This window comes from Pseudomonas sp. 1928-m, assembly GCF_029269135.1.
Taxonomy (GTDB): Bacteria; Pseudomonadota; Gammaproteobacteria; order Pseudomonadales; family Pseudomonadaceae; genus Aquipseudomonas.
In genome coordinates, this window is the sequence record NZ_JARIXO010000003.1 from 24,502 (window position 1) to 43,327 (window position 18,826).

Annotated in this window: 22 protein-coding genes; 13 read left to right on the forward strand and 9 right to left on the reverse strand. The window is 62.3% G+C overall.

What is annotated here, in order from left to right:
* Positions 1-29: 29 nt before the first annotated feature.
* Both P3C18_RS11990 and P3C18_RS11995 read left to right on the forward strand, forming a co-directional pair.
* Positions 30-377: a NirD/YgiW/YdeI family stress tolerance protein gene (locus P3C18_RS11990; RefSeq protein ID WP_275962085.1), complete on the forward strand. Its 348-nt coding sequence runs from the start codon at positions 30-32 to the stop codon at positions 375-377.
* An 88-nt stretch (positions 378-465) separates the two neighbouring features.
* Positions 466-1,383: an SdiA-regulated domain-containing protein gene (locus P3C18_RS11995; protein WP_275962086.1), complete on the forward strand. Its 918-nt coding sequence runs from the start codon at positions 466-468 to the stop codon at positions 1,381-1,383.
* Here P3C18_RS11995 and P3C18_RS12000 read toward each other — a convergent pair.
* On the reverse strand, positions 1,364-2,761 hold the full coding sequence (locus P3C18_RS12000) for a NorM family multidrug efflux MATE transporter (protein ID WP_275962087.1): 1,398 nt from the start codon (positions 2,759-2,761) through the stop codon (positions 1,364-1,366). The genes P3C18_RS11995 and P3C18_RS12000 overlap by 20 nt on opposite strands.
* A gap of 138 nt (positions 2,762-2,899) precedes the next feature.
* Between P3C18_RS12000 and P3C18_RS12005 the strand changes: the two genes are divergently transcribed.
* Both P3C18_RS12005 and P3C18_RS12010 read left to right on the forward strand, forming a co-directional pair.
* Complete coding sequence (locus P3C18_RS12005) at positions 2,900-3,829, forward strand: LysR substrate-binding domain-containing protein (RefSeq protein WP_275962088.1); 930 nt, start codon at positions 2,900-2,902, stop codon at positions 3,827-3,829.
* Positions 3,830-4,169: 340 nt separating this feature from the next.
* On the forward strand, positions 4,170-4,958 hold the full coding sequence (locus P3C18_RS12010; RefSeq protein ID WP_275962089.1) for a gamma-glutamyl-gamma-aminobutyrate hydrolase family protein: 789 nt from the start codon (positions 4,170-4,172) through the stop codon (positions 4,956-4,958).
* Between the two features lie 56 nt (positions 4,959-5,014).
* On the opposite strand, the gene P3C18_RS12015 is transcribed toward P3C18_RS12010, so the two are convergent.
* A complete protein-coding gene (locus tag P3C18_RS12015; protein WP_275962090.1) occupies positions 5,015-6,514 on the reverse strand; it encodes a YifB family Mg chelatase-like AAA ATPase in 1,500 nt (499 codons plus the stop codon).
* A 39-nt stretch (positions 6,515-6,553) separates the two neighbouring features.
* Complete coding sequence (locus P3C18_RS12020) at positions 6,554-6,823, reverse strand: accessory factor UbiK family protein (protein ID WP_275962091.1); 270 nt, start codon at positions 6,821-6,823, stop codon at positions 6,554-6,556.
* 427 nt (positions 6,824-7,250) lie between these two features.
* Here P3C18_RS12020 and glnK point away from each other — a divergent pair, with 427 nt between their 5' ends.
* The 4 genes from glnK to sutA all read left to right on the forward strand — a co-directional run bounded on the left by glnK (position 7,251) and on the right by sutA (position 10,857).
* Positions 7,251-7,589, forward strand: coding sequence for a P-II family nitrogen regulator (gene glnK / locus P3C18_RS12025; RefSeq protein ID WP_021700071.1), 339 nt, complete (start codon positions 7,251-7,253; stop codon positions 7,587-7,589).
* 36 nt (positions 7,590-7,625) lie between these two features.
* Complete coding sequence (locus P3C18_RS12030; protein ID WP_275962093.1) at positions 7,626-8,939, forward strand: ammonium transporter; 1,314 nt, start codon at positions 7,626-7,628, stop codon at positions 8,937-8,939.
* A 79-nt stretch (positions 8,940-9,018) separates the two neighbouring features.
* Complete coding sequence (locus tag P3C18_RS12035) at positions 9,019-10,269, forward strand: ammonium transporter (RefSeq protein WP_275962094.1); 1,251 nt, start codon at positions 9,019-9,021, stop codon at positions 10,267-10,269.
* Positions 10,270-10,527: 258 nt separating this feature from the next.
* Positions 10,528-10,857: a transcriptional regulator SutA gene (gene sutA, locus P3C18_RS12040; RefSeq protein WP_160014953.1), complete on the forward strand. Its 330-nt coding sequence runs from the start codon at positions 10,528-10,530 to the stop codon at positions 10,855-10,857.
* 151 nt (positions 10,858-11,008) lie between these two features.
* Here sutA and P3C18_RS12045 read toward each other — a convergent pair whose 3' ends face one another.
* The 6 genes from P3C18_RS12045 to P3C18_RS12070 are packed head-to-tail and all read right to left on the reverse strand — an operon-like array spanning position 11,009 to position 15,564.
* Positions 11,009-11,704, reverse strand: a complete 696-nt coding sequence (locus P3C18_RS12045; RefSeq protein WP_275962096.1) for an HAD-IA family hydrolase — start codon at positions 11,702-11,704, stop codon at positions 11,009-11,011.
* The gene (xerC, locus tag P3C18_RS12050; RefSeq protein ID WP_275962097.1) at positions 11,701-12,597 is read right to left on the reverse strand and encodes a tyrosine recombinase XerC; all 897 of its coding nucleotides are present in this window, start codon (positions 12,595-12,597) and stop codon (positions 11,701-11,703) included. The genes P3C18_RS12045 and xerC overlap by 4 nt, the downstream gene beginning before the upstream one ends.
* A gap of 53 nt (positions 12,598-12,650) precedes the next feature.
* Positions 12,651-13,349 (reverse strand): DUF484 family protein, encoded by a 699-nt coding sequence (locus tag P3C18_RS12055; protein ID WP_275962098.1) that lies wholly within the window; start codon positions 13,347-13,349, stop codon positions 12,651-12,653.
* Positions 13,346-14,176 carry a diaminopimelate epimerase gene (gene dapF / locus P3C18_RS12060; RefSeq protein WP_275962099.1) on the reverse strand — a complete coding sequence of 277 codons (831 nt, stop codon included), beginning with the start codon at positions 14,174-14,176 and terminating at the stop codon, positions 13,346-13,348. Before dapF ends, P3C18_RS12055 begins: the two co-directional genes overlap by 4 nt.
* Before the next feature lie 5 nt (positions 14,177-14,181).
* Positions 14,182-15,429: a diaminopimelate decarboxylase gene (lysA, locus tag P3C18_RS12065; protein WP_275962100.1), complete on the reverse strand. Its 1,248-nt coding sequence runs from the start codon at positions 15,427-15,429 to the stop codon at positions 14,182-14,184.
* 9 nt (positions 15,430-15,438) lie between these two features.
* Complete coding sequence (locus P3C18_RS12070; RefSeq protein ID WP_090387640.1) at positions 15,439-15,564, reverse strand: lipoprotein; 126 nt, start codon at positions 15,562-15,564, stop codon at positions 15,439-15,441.
* Between the two features lie 141 nt (positions 15,565-15,705).
* On the opposite strand from P3C18_RS12070, the gene P3C18_RS12075 reads away from it, so the two are divergent.
* From P3C18_RS12075 to P3C18_RS12095, 5 genes are all read left to right on the forward strand, one after another.
* A complete protein-coding gene (locus tag P3C18_RS12075; RefSeq protein ID WP_275962101.1) occupies positions 15,706-16,743 on the forward strand; it encodes an AraC family transcriptional regulator in 1,038 nt (345 codons plus the stop codon).
* A gap of 172 nt (positions 16,744-16,915) precedes the next feature.
* Complete coding sequence (cyaY, locus tag P3C18_RS12080; RefSeq protein WP_090254611.1) at positions 16,916-17,248, forward strand: iron donor protein CyaY; 333 nt, start codon at positions 16,916-16,918, stop codon at positions 17,246-17,248.
* A complete protein-coding gene (locus P3C18_RS12085; RefSeq protein WP_275962102.1) occupies positions 17,229-17,435 on the forward strand; it encodes a DUF1289 domain-containing protein in 207 nt (68 codons plus the stop codon). The genes cyaY and P3C18_RS12085 overlap by 20 nt, the downstream gene beginning before the upstream one ends.
* A 119-nt stretch (positions 17,436-17,554) precedes the next feature.
* Positions 17,555-17,965, forward strand: a complete 411-nt coding sequence (rnk, locus tag P3C18_RS12090; protein ID WP_275962429.1) for a nucleoside diphosphate kinase regulator — start codon at positions 17,555-17,557, stop codon at positions 17,963-17,965.
* A 57-nt stretch (positions 17,966-18,022) separates the two neighbouring features.
* On the forward strand, positions 18,023-18,823 hold the full coding sequence (locus tag P3C18_RS12095) for a lipase family protein (RefSeq protein ID WP_275962103.1): 801 nt from the start codon (positions 18,023-18,025) through the stop codon (positions 18,821-18,823).
* Positions 18,824-18,826 lie beyond the last annotated feature (3 nt).

Genomic DNA, 18,826 nt, shown 5'->3' on the forward strand with positions numbered 1-18,826 from the left:
CATCACCTAACTGATTAGAGGTTCACCCCATGAAGCGTTTCACTTTGGCTCTGCTGCTGGTTCCACTGTTCTCCACTGCTGCTATGGCCACCGGTTACACCGGCCCAGGCGCCACCACTCAGGTCACCACCGTGGCCGCTGCACTGGATGCGGCCGATGACACCCCGGTGGTACTGCAGGGGCAGATCGTCAAGCGTCTGCAGGATGAGCTGTATGAGTTCAAAGACGCCAGCGGCACCATCAATGTCGAGATTGACGATGAGCATTGGCCAGCCCAGGCCATTTCCGAAAAGGCCGTGGTCAAGATCAGCGGCGAAGTTGACCGTGACCTGACCAGCCGCGAAATCGATGTCGAGTACCTCGAACTGGTCAAGTAAGTCGCCCCATCATGTGCCCATGTCAGCCCGAAGCCCTGCTTCGGGCTGACGCCGTTGTGTCACCCGTGATAGTTGAGAGTGAAGCGCCATGCGAGATCATTTCACCCTGAAGCGCCTGTTGCTCAGCTTTGCCGTGCTGGCGTTGCTGCTGCTTGGTTTGTTCGCCCAGGAGTACCGTCTGTTTGAACGGGCCTGGTTCAATGTGCAGCAGGCGGGCAAAAGCCTGGCAGCGGAGCGCGACATACTGTTGTCGGGCTATCAGGTGGATATCGAAGCCAAGGTGATCGAGGGGCTGAACGATGATGTCTCGGCGCTGACCTACGACCCGGACCGCAACAGCCTGTTTACCGTGACCAACCAGAAGGCGCAGCTGATCGAGCTGTCGCTGGATGGCGAATTGCTGCGACGTATCGACCTGCATGGTTTTGGCGATGCCGAAGCGGTCGAGTACATCAGCTCGGGCCTCTATGTGATCAGCGATGAGCGTCAGCAGCGGTTGATCAAGGTGCGGGTCGATGACCGCACCACCGAGTTGCATGCCGATCAGGCGCAGCAGTTCTCCCTTAGCATCGGCCGCAATGGCAACAAAGGCTTTGAGGGGCTGGCCTACGACTCGGTTGGCCAGCGTCTGTTTGTTGCCAAGGAGCGCGACCCGATCCGCATCTATGAAATTCACGGTTTCCCGCAGCGTGATCCGCAGCAACCCTTCGCCGTGCATGTGGTGGATGATCAGCAGCGTGATGCCGGGTTGTTTGTGCGCGATCTGTCCAGCCTGCAGTTTGATGAGCGCAGCGGCCATCTGCTGGCGCTGTCCGATGAGTCACGGCTGGTGCTGGAGCTGAATATCGAGGGCAAGCCGATCAGCAGCCTGTCACTGCTGGCCGGGCGCAATGGCCTGACCCGCAGCGTGCCCCAGGGTGAGGGCATCGCCATGGATAACCAGGGTGTGCTCTACCTGGTCAGCGAGCCCAATCTGTTTTATCGCTTCAAGAAACCAGACGCCTAGCTGGTGAGGTGAGCGCTGCGGCCGTTGGTTGCAGCAGGCGGGCGGTTTTCCATTCGAAACCCAGAGTCAGGCCGATGGCCGCGCAAGCCAGGCCGCCGGCCAACCCCCACCACACGCCTTCTGCGCCCCAGCCCAGGGGAAATGCCAGCGCCCAGGCCAGTGGTGCACCGACTGCCCAGTAGCAGCCGAGGCCGACCCAGAAGGTGGTCTTGGCGTCCTTGAGGCCGCGAATCGCGCCCATGGCGATGGTCTGGATACCGTCGAAGAATTCGAACCAGGCGGCAATCGCCAGCAGCGCCACGGCCAGGCGCACCACCTCGCTATAGCCGCTGTCTGTGTGATCGAGAAACAGCCCGACCACCCACTGCGGCGCCAGCCAGAACAAACAGGCGAAACCGAGCATGCACAGCGCACCAAGACCCAGGCCCAGGCGCCCGGCCTGGCGTGCCTGCTGTAGGCGGCCGGCACCAAAGTGCTGGCCGATGCGGAAGGTCACCGCGTAGGAAATCCCCACCGGCACCATAAAGGCCACGTACACCGACATGATCGCGATCTGGTGTGCCGCCAGTTGGGTGCTGCCCAGCGCGCCCATGCACAGCGCGGCAAAGGCAAACAGCCCGGACTCCACCGCGTAGGTGCCGCCAATCGGCAGGCCCAGGCGCAGCAGCTCTTTCAGCTCGGTCCACACCGGCCGCAGCAGGCCGCGCCACAGCGGATAAGGGCTGTAGGCGCTGTGGTGCAGCACATGCCAGGCCAGCAGCAACGCCATGACATTCATCACCACGGCAGTCACCAGACCGATCCCGGCCAGGCCCAGTGGCGGCAGGCCGAACCAGCCCTTGATCAGTGCATAGTTGAGGACGAAGTTGGCCAGCGCGCCGCCAATGCTGATGGCCATTACCGGGCCTGGGCGGCCAATGGCGCTGGTAAAACCGCGCAGCGCCATAAAACTCATATAGCCGGGCAGGGCAAACACCAGGGTGGAGAGAAACTGCATGCCGCCGCTGACGTTCTCCGGTTGCTGGCCGAAATACAGCAGCGCTGGGCCGAGGTTCCACAGCGTCAGGCCGGCCAGCAGCGCCAGGCCCCAGCCGAGCCACAGGCCGTTCTGCGTCAGCCGGGTAACCCCGGCGGCGTCCTGCGCGCCGTGACGGATCGCCACCAGATTGCCGACCGAGGCAATCACCCCAACGCAGAAGATCGATACAAAGGAATAGCTGGCCGCGCCCAGGCCGCCGGCCGCCAGGGTCGCAGGGCCAAGCAGGCCCATCATCACAGTGTCGGTAAACACCATCAGCACATGCGCCAGTTGCGCGGCAATCAGCGGCCCGGCGAGTTTCAGAATGGCGTGCAGTTCGCCACGCAGTGGATGCGGCATGATGAGTTCTACTCAGTCAGAAGGCTTGCCCGGGTGATCCGCGCAGGCAGAGAATGCGCCTATTCTCATAAGCCAACGGCGACAGCACAAAAGGATAATAGCGATGACAGGCATGACTATTACTCATGGATCGCAGTCGTGAGCCAGCGCTTGCCGCCGCTCTATGCCTTGCGCGCCTTCGAGGCGGCGGCGCGGCACAGCTCCTTTACTCGCGCGGCCGAAGAGTTGGCGATCACCCAGAGTGCGGTCAGCCGGCATGTGCGCACCCTGGAAGAGCACTTCGCCTGCCGCCTGTTCGAGCGCCGTGGCCGCAGCCTGCAACTCACCGAGACCGCGCGCATGTTGTTGCCGGGGCTGCGCGATGGTTTCGAGGCGCTGGAGCGGGCCTGCAACACCCTGCGTGTCGACGATACCGTGCTGCGCCTGAAGGCCCCATCGACGCTGACCATGCGCTGGCTGCTGGCGCGCCTGTCACGCTATCGCCTGATCAGCGCCAGTGAAGTGCAACTGACCAGCGCCTGGATGGACGTGGACAAGGTGGACTTTCTGCATGAGCCGTTCGACTGCGCCGTGCTGCTGAGCCAGGGCGACTTCCCGGATGAGTGGGAAAGTACCGAACTGTTCGCCGAATGGCTGATTCCGGTCTGCGCGCCTGAGGCCTTGAGCGAACAGCCCTGGGATCTGCCACGCCTGCAGGCCGCCGAACTGCTGCACCCCACCCCGGATCGCCGCGACTGGCGGCAGTGGCTGCAGGCCATGGGTTTGGCAGATCAGGTGCCGCTTAAGGGTGGTCAGGTATTCGATACCCTGGAGTTGGGCATGGTCGCTGCTGCGCGCGGCTATGGCGTGTCGATTGGCGATCTGGTGATGGTTGCCGAGGATGTCGCTCAGGGCCGGCTTGGCCTGCCTTGGCCCAGCGCGGTGCGCAGTGGCTGCAGTTACTACCTGGTCTGGCCCAAGGCGCGTCGAGGCCAGGAGCGTTTTTGCCGCTTGCGCGATTATCTGGTGGCGGATGTGGCGGCGATGCAGCTGCCCGTGGTTGAGCGGGTGGACAATCGAGCGCGTTAGCACGACAGCGCACAAGGCGTAAAAAATATTGGACTATCGTTTGCCGGCTTTCTCAGATTAATGCTGTTAAAACAGTAGCTTGCTTCGTTTGTTGGGCTGGGTTGCCTGCTGCTTGCGGTCTGATTTCTTAACATTATGAGCGTATTTGTTTGACATATTTTACGGCTTTGGCAGACTGGCTTCAGGGTTGTGACTGCCAGATGGGCGTTTCTCGCGCATCTGCTGCCGCTGCGGCGGGCATCTAGACAGGCGCAATCAGCCGTAAAACAGAAGGTGCGCGACAACCGTCAGCCCTTCTGCACAACAACGGCAGCCAATCACGGCTGCCCCAAGGTGATGTATGTCCAACAACAATACGAAACAGCGCCCAGGCGCGCGTAAACCGGTTGTCCTGATGTCCATGGGCGCTCAAGAGCGCAAAGGGCATGCCTATCAAGTAATGACCCACAAATACATAACCCCCCTGGTCGAACTGTCTGGCTGTGTGCCGCTGCTGGCGCCCAGCTGCTGCGGCGCCGATGACATCGAGCAGTACCTGTCGATGGTCGACGGCGTGTACCTGACCGGTGCGGGCAGCAATATCGATCCGGCCCTCTACGGCCAGGAAAACCTGACCCCGAGCAAGGGCCAGGATCAGGACCGCGATCTGTTCGATATCCCGCTGATCCGCGGCGCTCTGGCACGTGGCCTGCCGCTGTTTGGCATTTGCCGCGGCATGCAGGAAATCAACGTGGCCCTGGGCGGTAATATCCACCAGAAGGTCTACGAAGTACCGGGCATGAATGACCACCGCGAAGACACCAGTGCTCCGGTGGCTGTGCAGTATGCCGACAGCCATAGCGTGCGTGCGCTGCCGGGCAGCTGGTTTGCTGAACTGATGGGCCATGCGGATTTCCCGGTCAATTCGCTGCACGGGCAGGCCGTTGATCAACTGGGCGAGGGTGTCGAAGCTCTGGCCCATGCCGAAGATGGCCTGATCGAAGCGATTCACCTGCCAGGCGCCGAGCAGTTCACCCTGGCGGTGCAATGGCACCCGGAATGGCAGGCGGCGCAGAACCCGCATTCGGTGAAAATCTTCAAGGCATTCGGCGATGCCTGTCGTGAGCAGGCTGCCCGTCGCGACCAGTAAGTGCTTTAGCTTTATATAAAGAAGCCCCGCATGCGGGGCTTCTTTATGCGCGCTATTCAGGCGCCGCTGATGCTGGGGCGGTACTGCAGGGCTTCACCCAGGTGGCTGCGGCTGATACGCGCGGCGCTATCCAAATCGGCCAGGGTGCGCGCCACTTTTAATACGCGGTGCGCTGCGCGCAGGCTCAGACCCAGGCGCTCGCAGGCGTTTTCCAGCCATTGGCGGTCTTCGCCCTGCAGGCTGCAATGCTGTTGCACGCCGTTGAGGTCTAGGTGGGCATTGGCGCAACCCTGGCGCGCCAGTTGCTGCTGACGCGCTTGCACCACTTGGGCGGCCAGCTCGGCGCTGCTTGGGCCGGGTTCGGCGTTGGCACCCAGCCGGGTGGTTTCCCGTGGCACGCTGAGGTGCAGGTCGATGCGGTCGAGCAGCGGGCCGGAAAGTTTGCTGCGGTAACGTTGGATCTGCTCGCTGCTACAGCGGCAGCGCCCGGACGGATCGCCCAGATGCCCACAGGGGCAGGGGTTCATCGCCGCCACCAACTGAAAGCGCGCAGGGAAACGCACCTTGTCGCGAGCGCGAGCAATCACGATCTGCCCGCTTTCCAGGGGCTCACGTAAAACTTCCAAAACCTTGCGATCAAACTCGGGGAGCTCATCGAGGAATAAAACACCGTGATGGGCCAAGGTGATTTCGCCGGGCTGCGGGCGGCTGCCACCGCCGACCAGCGCCGGGCCGGATGCGCTGTGATGAGGCGTTCTAAAGGGTCTTTGCGGCCAGGCACTTAGCGGCGTGTGGCTGGCCACGGAGTGAATCGCCGCCACTTCCAGCGCTTCCTGTTCATCCAGCGCTGGCAGCAGGCCGGGCAAACGGCTGGCCAGCAGGGTTTTGCCGGTGCCGGGTGGGCCTGTGAATAAGAGATTGTGCGAGCCGGCCGCCGCTACCAGCAGGGCGCGTTTGGCGGCGATCTGTCCCTGCACTTCGGCCAGATCGGGGTAGGGCAGGATCTGGCGCAACAGACCCTGGGCCTGATACGGCGCAATTGGTGTCTGGCCATTGAGGTGGGCGGCGACTTCCAGCAGGTGCTCGACGGCAATCACCGTCAGCCCCGACGCCAGGCTGGCTTCTTCGGCATTGGCCTTGGGCACCACTAAGGTGCGTCCGGCGGCGCGGGCGGCCAGTGCAGCAGGTAAGACGCCCTGTACTGGGCGAATCGCCCCGGACAGCGCCAGTTCGCCGAGGCACTCGAGGTGCTCCAGCGCGCTGGCCGGCACCTGGCCGCTGGCGGCGAGAATGCCGAGGGCAATCGCCAGGTCGAAGCGTCCGCCGTCCTTGGGCAAATCTGCCGGTGCCAGGTTCAAGGTAATCCGTCTGGGCGGGAACTCGAAGGCGCAGTTGAGGATGGCGCTGCGCACCCGGTCCTTGCTTTCCTTGACGGCGGTTTCCGGCAGGCCGACCAGTGCTAGTGAAGGCAGGCCATTGGCCAAATGGGCTTCGACGGTGACGGCGGGGGCTTCAACTCCCACCTGGGCGCGGCTGTGGACTATGGCCAGGGACATCGATCACTCCTTGATCGGCTGATGCATCCGCTGCGGGCGTTACTCGCTGGTAGCTGGGGCGTCTGCGCTACGGGTTTCCATCTCGGCAACCTTGGCTTCGAGGGCTTCCAGGCGAGCGCGGGTGCGGGCCAGGACGACCATCTGGCTGTCGAATTCGTCGCGGCTGACCAGGTCGAGTTTGCTGAAGGCGCTTTGCAGCAGCACCTTGAACTGGGCTTCGAATTCACCGCGGGGCAAGGGCGCGTCACCGTTGAACAGGCGCGAGGCGTGGGTGGTCAGGGCGTCTAGCAGGGCTTTAGGTGGCAGCATGGTGAGGTTCCGTTTGCAGGTGGCGGCAGTGTAGCACGCAGCTTTACCCGGCTTGCCGGGTGTGGCCGGCGCAGGATTGGCGCGGGTTGCACAGTTTTCGCGCGTTGCTTGGTTGGCTGTTGCACCGTTGTTGTGCGCTGGCGGTTGGCTAGTACCGGGCTAAAACGCCTGTTTGCCGGGTAACTGCATGAAATAAATCGGTTTTGGCGGTTCTGGCAAGCTTTCTGCTTTGTCTCTTGCGACGCATGCACCGATGCAGTTCCGGTGCGTCAGGCGAAGCGGGGAAGTGTTTCGTCGGGAGCGGTTGGTGAGCATCGGTGCCGCTGGGTCAGGGCTGCGATGCATTACAAAAGCCAGGCACTGCGCTTAGACTTGGGCCGGGTTCGTAATTCCTGGGGCAAGTCCACCATACACGGGAGAGAGTTACATGAAGCTAGTCACTGCCATCATCAAGCCGTTCAAGCTGGACGACGTCCGTGAGTCACTGTCGGAGATCGGCGTGCAGGGCATCACTGTCACTGAAGTCAAAGGCTTTGGTCGCCAGAAGGGCCATACCGAGCTGTACCGCGGCGCTGAATACGTGGTCGATTTCTTGCCAAAAGTGAAAATCGACGTGGCCATCGCTGACGATCAACTCGATCGCGTGATCGAGGCCATCACCAAGGCTGCTAACACCGGCAAGATCGGTGACGGCAAGATTTTCGTTGTAAACCTGGAACAGGCGATCCGCATCCGTACCGGCGAAACCGGCACCGACGCAGTTTAAGCCTCCGAACGAACCCCACGCCCCAGGAGTTAAACCATGACTCTGCGAAAAATCGCAGGGCTAGGAGCCCTTTTGTCTCTCGTTCCTGGCTTTGCCATGGCCGAAGAGGCAAGCCTGAACAGCGGCGACACCGCTTGGATGTTAGTCGCCACTGTACTGGTGCTGTTTATGACCATCCCTGGTCTGGCGCTGTTCTACGCCGGCATGGTGCGTTCCAAGAACGTGCTGTCGGTGTTGATGCAGTGTTTTGCGGTAACCGGGTTGATCAGCATTCTGTGGGTCGTTTACGGCTACAGCCTGGCCTTTGACAGCACCGGCATGGAGCAGGGGGTCGTCAACTTCAACTCCTTCGTCGGCGGTTTCTCCAAAGCCTTCCTTTCTGGTTTGACCCTGGACAGCCTGGTGGCTGGTGTTCCGGAGACGGTCTTCATCACCTTTCAGATGACCTTCGCCATCATCACCCCGGCGCTGATCGTTGGTGCCTTTGCTGAGCGCATGAAGTTCTCGGCCATGCTGATCTTTATGGCGGTGTGGTTCACCCTGGTCTATGCGCCTATCGCGCACATGGTCTGGGGCGGCGACGGGGCACTGATGTGGGACTGGGGCGTGCTCGACTTCGCGGGCGGCACTGTGGTGCACATCAACGCCGGTATCGCCGGTCTGGTGGCCTGTCTGGTGCTGGGCAAGCGCAAGGGTTTCCCAACGACCGCCATGCCGCCGCACAACCTCGGCTACACCCTGATCGGCGCAAGCATGCTCTGGGTCGGCTGGTTCGGCTTCAACGCAGGTTCTGCGCTGGCAGCCAACGGCAGCGCCGGTATGGCCATGCTGGTCACCCAGATTGCCACCGCTACCGCGGCGCTGAGCTGGATGTTCGCCGAGTGGATCACCCACCGTAAGCCAAGCGTTCTGGGCATTGCCTCGGGTGCTGTGGCGGGTCTGGTGGCGATCACCCCGGCATCCGGTACGGCGGGGCCGATGGGCGCTCTGGCGATTGGTCTGGCCAGTGGGGTGATCTGCTTCTTCTGCGCCACCAGCCTGAAACGCAAGCTGGGTTATGACGATTCCCTCGACGTGTTCGGCGTACACGCCGTGGGCGGCATTGTCGGCGCCATTCTCACCGGGGCGTTCGCCGCACCGGCCTTGGGTGGCTTCGGCGAGGTGGAGAACATTCCGGCGCAGTTGTGGATCCAGTTCGAGGGGGTGGCCTTCACAGTGGTGTACACCGCGGTGGTGACCTTCGTGATTCTGAAAGTGATCGACCTAGTAATGGGCCTGCGTGTCAGCGAAGAGGAAGAGACCATCGGTCTCGATCTCGCCCTGCATAACGAGCGCGGCTACAACCTGTAAGCACACGGAGCGCGTCCGGAGCCAACCCCGGACGTCTTAACCGAATAGCGCTAAAAAGCGCAACGGCAAGAGGTGAACCATGGACAACACAGCATTGACTGCACTGCAGTACGGTTTTGATACCTTCTACTTTTTGGTTTGCGGCGCCCTGGTAATGTGGATGGCAGCGGGTTTTGCCATGCTCGAATCCGGTCTGGTGCGAGCCAAGAACACCACTGAAATTCTCACCAAGAACATCGCCCTGTACGCAGTGGCGAGCATCATGTACCTGGTGATCGGCTACCACATCATGTACTCCAGCCCGGAAGGCGGCATCCTGCCAAGCCTGGGTTTCCTGATTGGTGACGAGAACAGCGTTGAGTCGGTTCTGGCCGGCGGTGACGACGCGCCTTACTACTCGGCTCGTTCGGACTTCTTCTTCCAGGTGGTGTTTGCCGCGACCTGCATGTCGATCGTGTCCGGTGCTGTGGCTGAGCGCATGAAGCTGTTTGCCTTCCTGGCATTCGCTGTGGTCATGACCGGTTTCATCTACCCGGTACAGGGCTTCTGGAAATGGGGTTCGGGCTTCCTTAACGAAGCGGGCTTCCTCGACTTCGCCGGTTCCGGTGTGGTGCACATGGCCGGCGCAACCGCTGCCCTGGCTGGCGTACTGCTGCTCGGCGCACGTAAAGGCAAGTACGGCCCGAATGGCCAGGTCAACGCCATTCCGGGTGCCAACCTGCCGATGGCAGCGCTGGGTACCTTTATCCTGTGGATGGGCTGGTTCGGCTTCAACGGTGGCTCGCAGCTGAAGATGAGCACCATCGAAGACGCCAACGCCGTGGCTCAGGTGTTTGTTAACACCAACATGGCCGCTGCCGGTGGCCTGGTCGCCGCGCTGATCGTGGCACGCATCCTGTTCGGCAAGGCTGACCTGACCATGGCCCTCAACGGTGCCCTGGCTGGCCTGGTGGCAATCACTGCCGAACCGCTGACCCCGACTGCCCTGCAAGCCACCCTGATCGGTGGTGTGGGCGGCGTGCTGGTGGTGTTCTCGATCCTCGGTCTGGACAAGCTCAAGCTCGACGATCCAGTCGGTGCCATCTCCGTTCACGGTGTGGTCGGTATCTGGGGCCTGTTGGCGGTCTGCCTGACCAACAGCGACGCTACCCTCGGCGCACAGCTGCTGGGTATCGGCTCGATCTTCGCCTGGGTCTTCGTGGCCAGCCTGATCGTCTGGTCCATCATCAAACTGGTGATCGGCCTGCGCGTTACCGAGGAAGAAGAGTACGAAGGCGTGGACATCGCCGAATGCGGTATGGAAGCCTATCCGGAATTCACCAAGCGTTGATTTCCTCGGGTTTCAACAAGGGCGCCTAAGGGCGCCCTTTGTTTTTTCTGCAAGCCAATTAAAGGTTGTGGTTTTTCAGCATGTGCGCGGTTGTGATGGAGCGGCAACAGACCCTAGAATGCGCGCCGTTGAGCGCAGTTCGCCGATGCGCAGCGCTCAGCCCAAGGCAAGGCCACTGGAATTTTTATCAGCGACGTTAGAAAGCTGACGCAGCTGGGCTATAACTACTCTGCTTTTCGCAAGTCATGAGGTTGGAACATGAGCGACGAAGATCTGGAACACGACGAATTAGAAGGCGCTGACGAAGACGAAGGCGAGGAGCTGGCTGCCGCCGATGATGGCGACAGCAGCGACGATGGCGACGGTGACGACGAAGTCGTACCCGCCAGCAAAGGCAAAAAGGCCAAAGCCGCCGTCGACGTAGAAGAACTGCCGAGCATCGAAGCCAAGCAGAAAGAGCGTGATGCGCTGGCCCGCGCCATGGAAGAGTTCCTCTCCCGTGGTGGCAAGGTGCAGGAAGTCGAGCCGAATGTGGTCTCTGATCCGCCCAAAAAGCCGGATAGCAAATACGGCAGCCGCCCTATCTAAGGGCCTGCTGTAAAATGAAAAAGCCCGCATGCCATCCGCGTGCGGGCTTTTTTGTGCGCGATGCCTTGTTAAGGCCGGCAGATGACTGTGTAGGGTGGATAGCGCTTTATCCATCCACCGCTCATCGTCGGTCAGGACCGCGTGTGTTCGTCTACGCCCAGCTATGCAGCAATGCCGGCAGCTCGGCCAGGCTGCGGATCTGTCCATCCGGGGTGTTGTCGGCTTCCCAAGCTTTGCCCTGGGGATTGAACCAGATCGCCCGCAGCCCTGCCGCCTGCGCACCGGCAATATCGTCGCTGGGGTGGTCGCCGATATGTACCGCGTGTTCGGCTTTGATGCCGGCGCGTTTCAGGGCTTCCTCAAACGGCTTGGGGTCCGGCTTGCCAACCCCGAGTTCCTCGGCGCACAGGGCGAACTGGAAGTAATCGGCCAGGCCCAGGCGGCGCACATCGGCATTGCCGTTGGTGATCACCCCGAGCTGGAAGCGATTGGCCAAGGCTTCCAGCGTTGGATGCACCTCGGCGAACAGCTCGACCTGATGGCGCGCGGCGAGAAACACCTGAAAACCAGCCTCGGCCAGCGCCTGCGCATCCGCGTGTGCATAGCCTGCATCTGCCAGGGCATGGAAAAGAATGCGCCGACGCAGTTCGCTGAGGCGATGCTTGAGCATCGGTTCGGCCTGCAACAGGGTGGCGCGAATCGACCACAGGTGTTCCACCGGCACCGCACCCAGGCGCGGCGCATGCATGGCCAGCCAGTTGCGCAGCGCCGCTTCGGCGTCCTGCATCACCGGGGTGACATCCCACAGGGTGTCGTCGAGGTCGAAGGTAATCAGCTGAATACTCATTCTGTGCTGCCTTTGCGTTTGGCCCTGGGGTGCGCCTGGTCATAGACCGTGGCCAGGTGCTGGAAGTCCAGGTGGGTGTAAACCTGGGTGGTGGCGATATCGGCGTGGCCGAGCAGTTCCTGCACGGCGCGCAGGTCCTGGGAAGATTCGAGCATATGGCTGGCGAAGCTGTGGCGCAGCATATGCGGATGCAGATGCTGGCCCAGCTCACGCACACCGGCCTGGCGCACGCGCAGCTGCACGGCGCGCGGGCCGATGCGCCGGCCCTGCTGGCTGATAAATACCGCGCCATCGGCCGGGTTGGCCAGGGCGCGCAGCGGCAGCCACTGCTGCATGGCTTCGCGCGCCATGCGCCCAAGCGGCAGTTCGCGGGTTTTGTTGCCCTTGCCGATGACGCGTACCAGGCCGGCAGGCAGGTCGAGACCATCCAGATTCAGGCCCACCAGCTCCGACAGGCGCAAGCCTGATGAATAGAACAGCTCAAGCATGGCCTGGTCGCGGCGGGCGATAAAGTCGTCTTCCAGGGCGCCGTCGAGCAGCTGCGCGGTGCGGTCGGCATCCAGGGTTTTCGGCAGGCGCCGCTCGCCCTTGGGCGGCGTCAGGCCGCTGGCCGGATCGCTCTGGCAGTGGCCTTCACGAATCAAATAACGATAGAGGCCGCGGGTTGCCGAGAGCAGGCGCGCCAGGCTGCGGCTGGATTGGCCCTGCATATTCAGGCGGCCGACCATACGCCGCAGGCGCGCAGTGTCGAGTGCGCTCCAGCTATCGATCTGCTCCTGGCTGCAGAACGCCAGCAACGTGCTCAGGTCGTGGCGGTAGCCGATCAGGGTATGGGAGGAAAGCTGGCGCTCGCTGCGCAGGTGTTCGAGGTAGGCGTCCAGGATGTCTTGCATGGAAGCTCCCTGCGGTGCGCGGTCGGTGCGGTGTTTAGCTAGCTGTTGAGAACTTAGCGCACCGAGCGCAACGGTGTGGCAAAACCGGGTACGACGCGGGCCAGCACTTCGGCGATATAACCGAGGAACAGCGTGCCCAGCGAGCTTTTGTAATGCTGCGGGTCGGCGCTGCCAATCGCCAGTACGCCATGCAGGCCTTGATAGGAGATGCTCACCACCGCCGCCGAACCAACTTGCGCGCCGTCTTCGGCGCCGAACAGGAAGTTCAACTCATGCTCGCGCAGTACGCCGCAGATGGTTTTGCCGCCGGCCAACAGGCCGCCAATGGCTTGATGGGCTTCGGCGCTGCTGACCGAGCGGCCGACCGGTATGGGCGTATCGCTGAACAGAATCAAGCTGACAAAGGGCACCTGAAACTCGCGGCGCAGGCTGTCTTCAACGCAGCTGACCACTTCTTCCAGGCTGCTGGCGTCGAGCAGGTCGAGCACCAGGCGGCGGGTCTTGTCGAACAGGCGGTCGTTGTCGCGGGCCACGTCCATCAGTTGCGAGAGGCGGTGACGCATCTCGATATTGCGCTCGCGCAGCAGTTTCACCTGGCGCTCGACCAGCGACACGGTATCGCCGCGCTGGTGCGGAATGCGCAGCTCGGGGATCAACTCATCGTGGTCGATAAAGAATTCCGGGTGCAGGCGCAGGTACGCGGCAACCGTTTCCGAATCCAGTGGCTTGGGTGAATCCTGCTTGTCGGTCATAAACGAACCTGTCCTTCGTACACACGTACTGCGGGTCCGCTCATCATAACGGGCTGGCCGGGGCCTGCCCACTCGATGCTCAGTTTGCCGCCGGGCAGTTCGATCTGCACCGGTGAGTCCATCCAGCCCTGACTGATCGCCGCCACGACTGCGGCACAGGCGCCGGTACCGCAGGCCTGGGTTTCCCCAGCGCCGCGTTCCCAGACGCGCAGCTTGGCGCGTTGGCGATCAACCACTTGCAGGAAACCGACGTTCACCCGCTGCGGAAAGCGCGAATGGTGTTCAAGTTTTGGCCCCAGGCTGTGCACCGGCGCGTTGTCGACGCTGTCGACGCGCAGCACGGCATGCGGGTTACCCATGGACACGGCGGCCAGTTCAACGGTCTGGCCGTCGACTGCAACGCTGTAGCTGAGTGCCTGCTGTTCGGCCTGGAACGGGATGTTGGCTGGCACCAGGCGCGGTGCGCCCATGTTGACGCTGATCTGCCCGTCGTTGCGCACGTCCAGCTCGATGATCCCGCCCTTGGTTTCCACGCGCATCTGCTTCTTCACCGTCAGGCGCTTGTCCAGCACGAAGCGGGCGAAGCAGCGCGCGCCGTTGCCGCACTGCTCCACTTCCGAGCCGTCGGCATTGAAGATGCGGTAGCGGAAATCCACGTCCGGGTTGCTTGGCGGCTCGACCAGCAGCAGCTGATCGAAGCCCACGCCGGTGTGGCGGTCGCCCCACTGCTTGGCGTTTTTCGGCTGGATATGCGCGTGCTGGCTGACCAGGTCGAGGACCATAAAGTCGTTGCCGAGGCCGTGCATCTTGGTAAAGCGCAATAGCATCAGACTTACTCCGGCAGGCGGCTTTCGCCCGCAAAGAGCTCGCTGAGCGTCTCACGGCGACGCACTTCGAAGGCTTGATCGCCATCCACCATCACCTCGGCGGCGCGGCCGCGGGTGTTGTAGTTGGAGCTCATGACAAAACCGTAGGCACCGGCCGAGCGCACGGCCAGCAAGTCACCTTCGGCCAGGGCCAGGTCGCGGTCCTTGGCGAGGAAGTCGCCGGTCTCGCAGATCGGCCCGACGATGTCGTAGTTGCGCGTCGCGCCATCGCGCGGCTGCACCGCCACCACTTCCATCCAGGCCTGGTAGAGGGCCGGGCGGATCAGGTCGTTCATCGCCGCATCGACGATGGCGAAGTCCTTGTGCTCGGTGTGCTTGAGGTACTCGACCTGGGTCAGCAGTACACCGGCGTTGGCGACGATGGAACGGCCCGGTTCGAACACCAGGGCCAGGTCGCGGCCGGCAATGCGCTCACGCACGGCCTTGATGTAATCGCCGGCCAATGGCGGCTGCTCATCGCGGTACTGCACGCCGAGACCGCCACCCAGGTCCAGGTGCTTGATGCGGATGCCGTCTGCGGCGAGCTGATCGATCAGCGCGAGCAAACGGTCGAGGGCATCGAGAAACGGCGGCAAGGTGGTCAGCTGCGAGCCGATATGGCAATCGACGCCAATCACCTGCAGGTTCGGCAGCGCAGCGGCGCGGGCATAAACGGCCGGGGCCTGCTCGATATCGATGCCGAATTTGTTTTCTTTCAGGCCCGTGGAGATATACGGGTGAGTGCCGGCGTCGACGTCTGGGTTGACCCGCAGCGAGATCGCCGCGGTCTTGCCCAGCTCGGCGGCAACGATTTGCAGGCGTTCCAGCTCGTCGGTGGATTCGACGTTAAAGCAGTGCACGCCAACTTCCAGGGCGCGGCGCATGTCGTCACGGGTTTTGCCAACGCCGGAGAAGACGATCTTGCTTGGCTCGCCGCCGGCACTGAGGACGCGCTCCAGCTCGCCACGGGAGACGATGTCGAAACCAGCGCCAAGGCGCGCCAGGACATTCAATACACCGATATTGGAGTTGGCTTTAACCGCAAAGCACACCAGATGCGGCATGCCCTGCAGGGCATCGGCATAGGCGCGATACTGCGCCTCGATGTGCGCACGCGAGTAGACGTAGGTCGGCGTACCGAAGCGTTGGGCGATGGCGGACAACGCCACGCCTTCCGCGAACAGCGCACCGTCGCGGTAGTTGAAGGCGTTCATAAGCTGTCCTTATTCGGTTTGCGCAGGCGCTGGCTGGCTTTCTTCCGGCAGGTACAGCGGGCCTTTCTGGCCGCAGCCAGCGAGCAGGGCGCTGACGGCAAGCATCGCGACAAAGGCAGTAAACAACCGCTTCATGGTGAAATCCTTGTAATAAAGCATGATTGCGCCGGAGTATACCGGCCCCCCGGCGCCTTGCCTATGCGCCGGGGTTCCCGTCGGGCGGGGCTTTGCCTGTATCTTTGGCGATGCACCCATCGCCAGTGATCAGGAGACTGGATGGACAACCCCGTACCCGTGAGCAGCTCGGTTTCTGTTGCCTACCTGCAAGGTTTGCTCGATTACCTGACGCGTCAGGGCGTCGACAGCGCTGAACTGCTGGAGCGGGTGCAGCTCAGCCCGCAGCTTCTTGCTCAGCGTGATCAACGCATCGCCGCCAGCACCTACCTGGAGCTGCTCGGCCATGGCGTAAGGCTGACCGGCGATGAGCAGCTGGGGCTGCACCTGGGCGAGGCGGTGCGCCCCGGTTATTACGGCGTGCTCGGTTACCTGATCATGAGCTGCGCGACCCTTGCCGACGCATTGCATCGTCAGGCGCGCTACGCCGCGCTGGTCGGTAATCTGGGCCAGGTCGATCTGGCCGATGAGCCGCCGCGTGCAGGGCTGGAGCCGCAGGTGGCGCACAGCTGGCAGCCGCTGTTGCCGCAGCAGAAACGTCAGCTCAGTGAGGAGACATTGGCCGGCTGGGTAACGTTTGGCCACTGGATTAGCGGCCTGGATATTCCGCCGACCGAGGTGCGCTTCCAGCATGCGGCGCCGGCGGACACTGCCGAATACCAGCGGATATTCCGCTGCCCGGTGCTGTTCGATCAGGCCGATAACGCCCTGGTATTCCCCAAGCGTTTGCTCGCCACGCCGCTCGGCCAGGCCGATGCGCAGGTGCGCCTGATGCTCGATGCCTATGCTGATCGCCTGCTCGGTGAGATCCAGCAGGGCCATAGCGTGCTGGATCGCGCGCGCCTGGAATTGTCGCGCCAGCTGCCGGAAATGGGCGCCGATCTGCAGCAAATCGCCGCGCGTTTGGCGCTCAGTCCGCGTACCCTGCAGCGGCGTTTGCGCGAAGCCGGGTTATCCTTCAATCAGTTGGTGGATGAAACCCGCCAGCAGCTGGTGTTGCATTACCTGCGTGACCCGGCGCTGGAACTGGCGGAAATCGCCTTTCTGGTCGGCTTCAGTGAGCCTGGCTCGCTGGCCCGCGCGTTTCGCCGTTGGACTGGGCAAAGCCCAGGTGAATATCGCCGCCAGCTGACGCAATGAAAGCTACTGCGCTCGGCTATGCCGCGTTGCAAGCAGGCTCGGAATGCTCATGTACAGATGTACACTCCGCTTCCTCGCCTACTTGCGCCTTGCCTAGCCTTCGCTCGTCACGCTTTCATGTGCGCCAGTTTCCAAGACTTTTGCAGTCGCTGAATTTTTTGAGGTAGTCGTAATGAGTTTGACCGAAGCCCGCTTTCACGATCTGGTCGATGCCACCCAGCAGGCGGTGGAAGATATTTTCGATGACAGCGACCTGGACCTCGACCTGGAAAACTCCGCCGGGGTGCTGACCGTGCGCTTTGAAAACGGCACCCAGCTGATCTTCAGTCGTCAGGAGCCGCTACGTCAGCTGTGGCTGGCGGCGCGTTCGGGCGGCTTCCACTTCGATTACGACCAGGCCAGTGAGCGCTGGATCTGCGACAGCAGCGACGAGCAGCTGGGCGAAATGCTGGCGCGCATCACCCTCGAACAATCCGGTGCCGACCTTGAGTTCGAAGAGCTCTGAGGACTCCGGCCAGGAGGTCGCCTCGCCCTGTCGGCGTCAGTGTTGCCTGGATGGTCAGGATATCTGCCTGGGCTGTGGTCGCACGCTGCAGGAAATTCTCGACTGGGGCAACGCTGACATGGCGCGCAAACGAGCGATCTGCGCGGCTGCCGAAGCCCGTTTGCAGCAGCATCACGGCATACCTTGACCGGGCGGTCTTGTTTATTTGAGTGGCTGTGATACGGTCGGCCTAACCCCTGCAAACCCCATCTCCTTGATGGGGTTTTGCTTTTTTTGCCCTTAGGTAGGAGATATATCCGCACCATGATCAGCGCACCTTCGCTCACCATTACCCGTCTTGACCTGCAGCGCCTGGAGCACCTGCTCGACAGCCTGGATGACTTCGGTCCCAGTGCCATTGCGTTGCAGGCCGAACTAGACCGTGCCGATGTGGTTGGCCACGACGAGGTGCCGGCCGGGGTGGTGACCATGAATTCGCGGGTGCATTGCCGTGAAGAAAGCAGCGGCAAGGATTACCACCTGACCCTGGTTTATCCGCAGGACGCCGGCGGAGAAGGTTGTGTGTCGGTACTGGCGCCGGTCGGCACGGCCTTGCTGGGTTTGTCCGTGGGGCAGCATATCGACTGGGCTGCGCCCGGCGGCAAGGTGCTCAAGCTGACGCTGCTGGCGGTGGAATATCAGCCGGAAGCGGCGGGTGAGTACAGCCGCGCCGAGTGAGCAGATTGGGTAAAGCCTTCTAGAGTAGAGCTAAGCCAATCTCGGCATGGAGGCCGTATGTCCAGTCTACCCCTGTACTTTCCCCAAGGTTTTGACCTTCCTCGCGCGCTGCAATGCGCGCAGTTGGTCAGTTGCGCCTACGACCAATACAGTCAGTGGCAAGCTCAGCAGCGCCCACGGCGGCCCGAGGATTTCACCTGGCAGCTGCCTGCGCTGCCCGGCTGGGGCTTTTCCGCGCCGATCTGGAGCGTGCTCAGCGAGCTGCACTTTCTTAACGAATCAGAACCTTTCGGCTTTGCCGCGCGCGACCCGCAGGGCGAGGTCTATCTGGTGTTCCGTGGCACAGACACGGTGCAGGACTGGCTGGATGACCTGGATGCCGATCAGCGTGCTTACCCCTGGCAAGCTGGCCTGGGCAATGTGCATGACGGCTTTCTCAAGCTCTACACCTCGCTACGCGACCAGGCTTTGCAGGCTGTCGATACTCAGCAGCCCAACGGGCCACTGTGGGTATGCGCGCACAGCCTGGGTGGTGCGCTCTCCAGCCTGGCAGTGCTGGATCTGCGCGAACGCTGGCCGGACTTGCCTTTGCAGCACTACAGCTTTGCCAGCCCACGCCTGGCTGCCCCGGATTTCGCTGCGCATTACAACGGGCTGCAAGTGCCGACCTTCCGCGTAGTGAATGACAGTGATCTGGTGCCGCAAGTGCCGCCGGGTGTTACCGGCAAGTGGCTGTATCAGCACCTGGGGTTGGCGGTGACCTTCACGGCCAGTTATGCCTCGGTGGCCGACAATCACAGCCTGGCCGACTGCTACCTGTACGCGCTGCAGAACCCGCAGGCGCCGATGCGCGGCTGAGCG

Excerpts from the sequence above, each read along its gene's own strand:
- P3C18_RS11990 (WP_275962085.1), top strand. The coding sequence starts at position 30 with ATGAAGCGTTTCACTTTGGCTCTGCTGCTGGTTCCACTGTTCTCCACT.
- P3C18_RS11995 (WP_275962086.1), top strand. The coding sequence starts at position 466 with ATGCGAGATCATTTCACCCTGAAGCGCCTGTTGCTCAGCTTTGCCGTG.
- P3C18_RS12000 (WP_275962087.1), bottom strand. The coding sequence starts at position 2,761 with ATGCCGCATCCACTGCGTGGCGAACTGCACGCCATTCTGAAACTCGCC.
- P3C18_RS12010 (WP_275962089.1), top strand. The coding sequence starts at position 4,170 with ATGTCCAACAACAATACGAAACAGCGCCCAGGCGCGCGTAAACCGGTT.
- P3C18_RS12015 (WP_275962090.1), bottom strand. The coding sequence starts at position 6,514 with ATGTCCCTGGCCATAGTCCACAGCCGCGCCCAGGTGGGAGTTGAAGCC.
- P3C18_RS12020 (WP_275962091.1), bottom strand. The coding sequence starts at position 6,823 with ATGCTGCCACCTAAAGCCCTGCTAGACGCCCTGACCACCCACGCCTCG.
- glnK (WP_021700071.1), top strand. The coding sequence starts at position 7,251 with ATGAAGCTAGTCACTGCCATCATCAAGCCGTTCAAGCTGGACGACGTC.
- P3C18_RS12030 (WP_275962093.1), top strand. The coding sequence starts at position 7,626 with ATGACTCTGCGAAAAATCGCAGGGCTAGGAGCCCTTTTGTCTCTCGTT.
- P3C18_RS12035 (WP_275962094.1), top strand. The coding sequence starts at position 9,019 with ATGGACAACACAGCATTGACTGCACTGCAGTACGGTTTTGATACCTTC.
- sutA (WP_160014953.1), top strand. The coding sequence starts at position 10,528 with ATGAGCGACGAAGATCTGGAACACGACGAATTAGAAGGCGCTGACGAA.
- P3C18_RS12045 (WP_275962096.1), bottom strand. The coding sequence starts at position 11,704 with ATGAGTATTCAGCTGATTACCTTCGACCTCGACGACACCCTGTGGGAT.
- xerC (WP_275962097.1), bottom strand. The coding sequence starts at position 12,597 with ATGCAAGACATCCTGGACGCCTACCTCGAACACCTGCGCAGCGAGCGC.
- P3C18_RS12055 (WP_275962098.1), bottom strand. The coding sequence starts at position 13,349 with ATGACCGACAAGCAGGATTCACCCAAGCCACTGGATTCGGAAACGGTT.
- dapF (WP_275962099.1), bottom strand. The coding sequence starts at position 14,176 with ATGCTATTGCGCTTTACCAAGATGCACGGCCTCGGCAACGACTTTATG.
- lysA (WP_275962100.1), bottom strand. The coding sequence starts at position 15,429 with ATGAACGCCTTCAACTACCGCGACGGTGCGCTGTTCGCGGAAGGCGTG.
- P3C18_RS12070 (WP_090387640.1), bottom strand. The coding sequence starts at position 15,564 with ATGAAGCGGTTGTTTACTGCCTTTGTCGCGATGCTTGCCGTCAGCGCC.
- P3C18_RS12075 (WP_275962101.1), top strand. The coding sequence starts at position 15,706 with ATGGACAACCCCGTACCCGTGAGCAGCTCGGTTTCTGTTGCCTACCTG.
- cyaY (WP_090254611.1), top strand. The coding sequence starts at position 16,916 with ATGAGTTTGACCGAAGCCCGCTTTCACGATCTGGTCGATGCCACCCAG.
- P3C18_RS12095 (WP_275962103.1), top strand. The coding sequence starts at position 18,023 with ATGTCCAGTCTACCCCTGTACTTTCCCCAAGGTTTTGACCTTCCTCGC.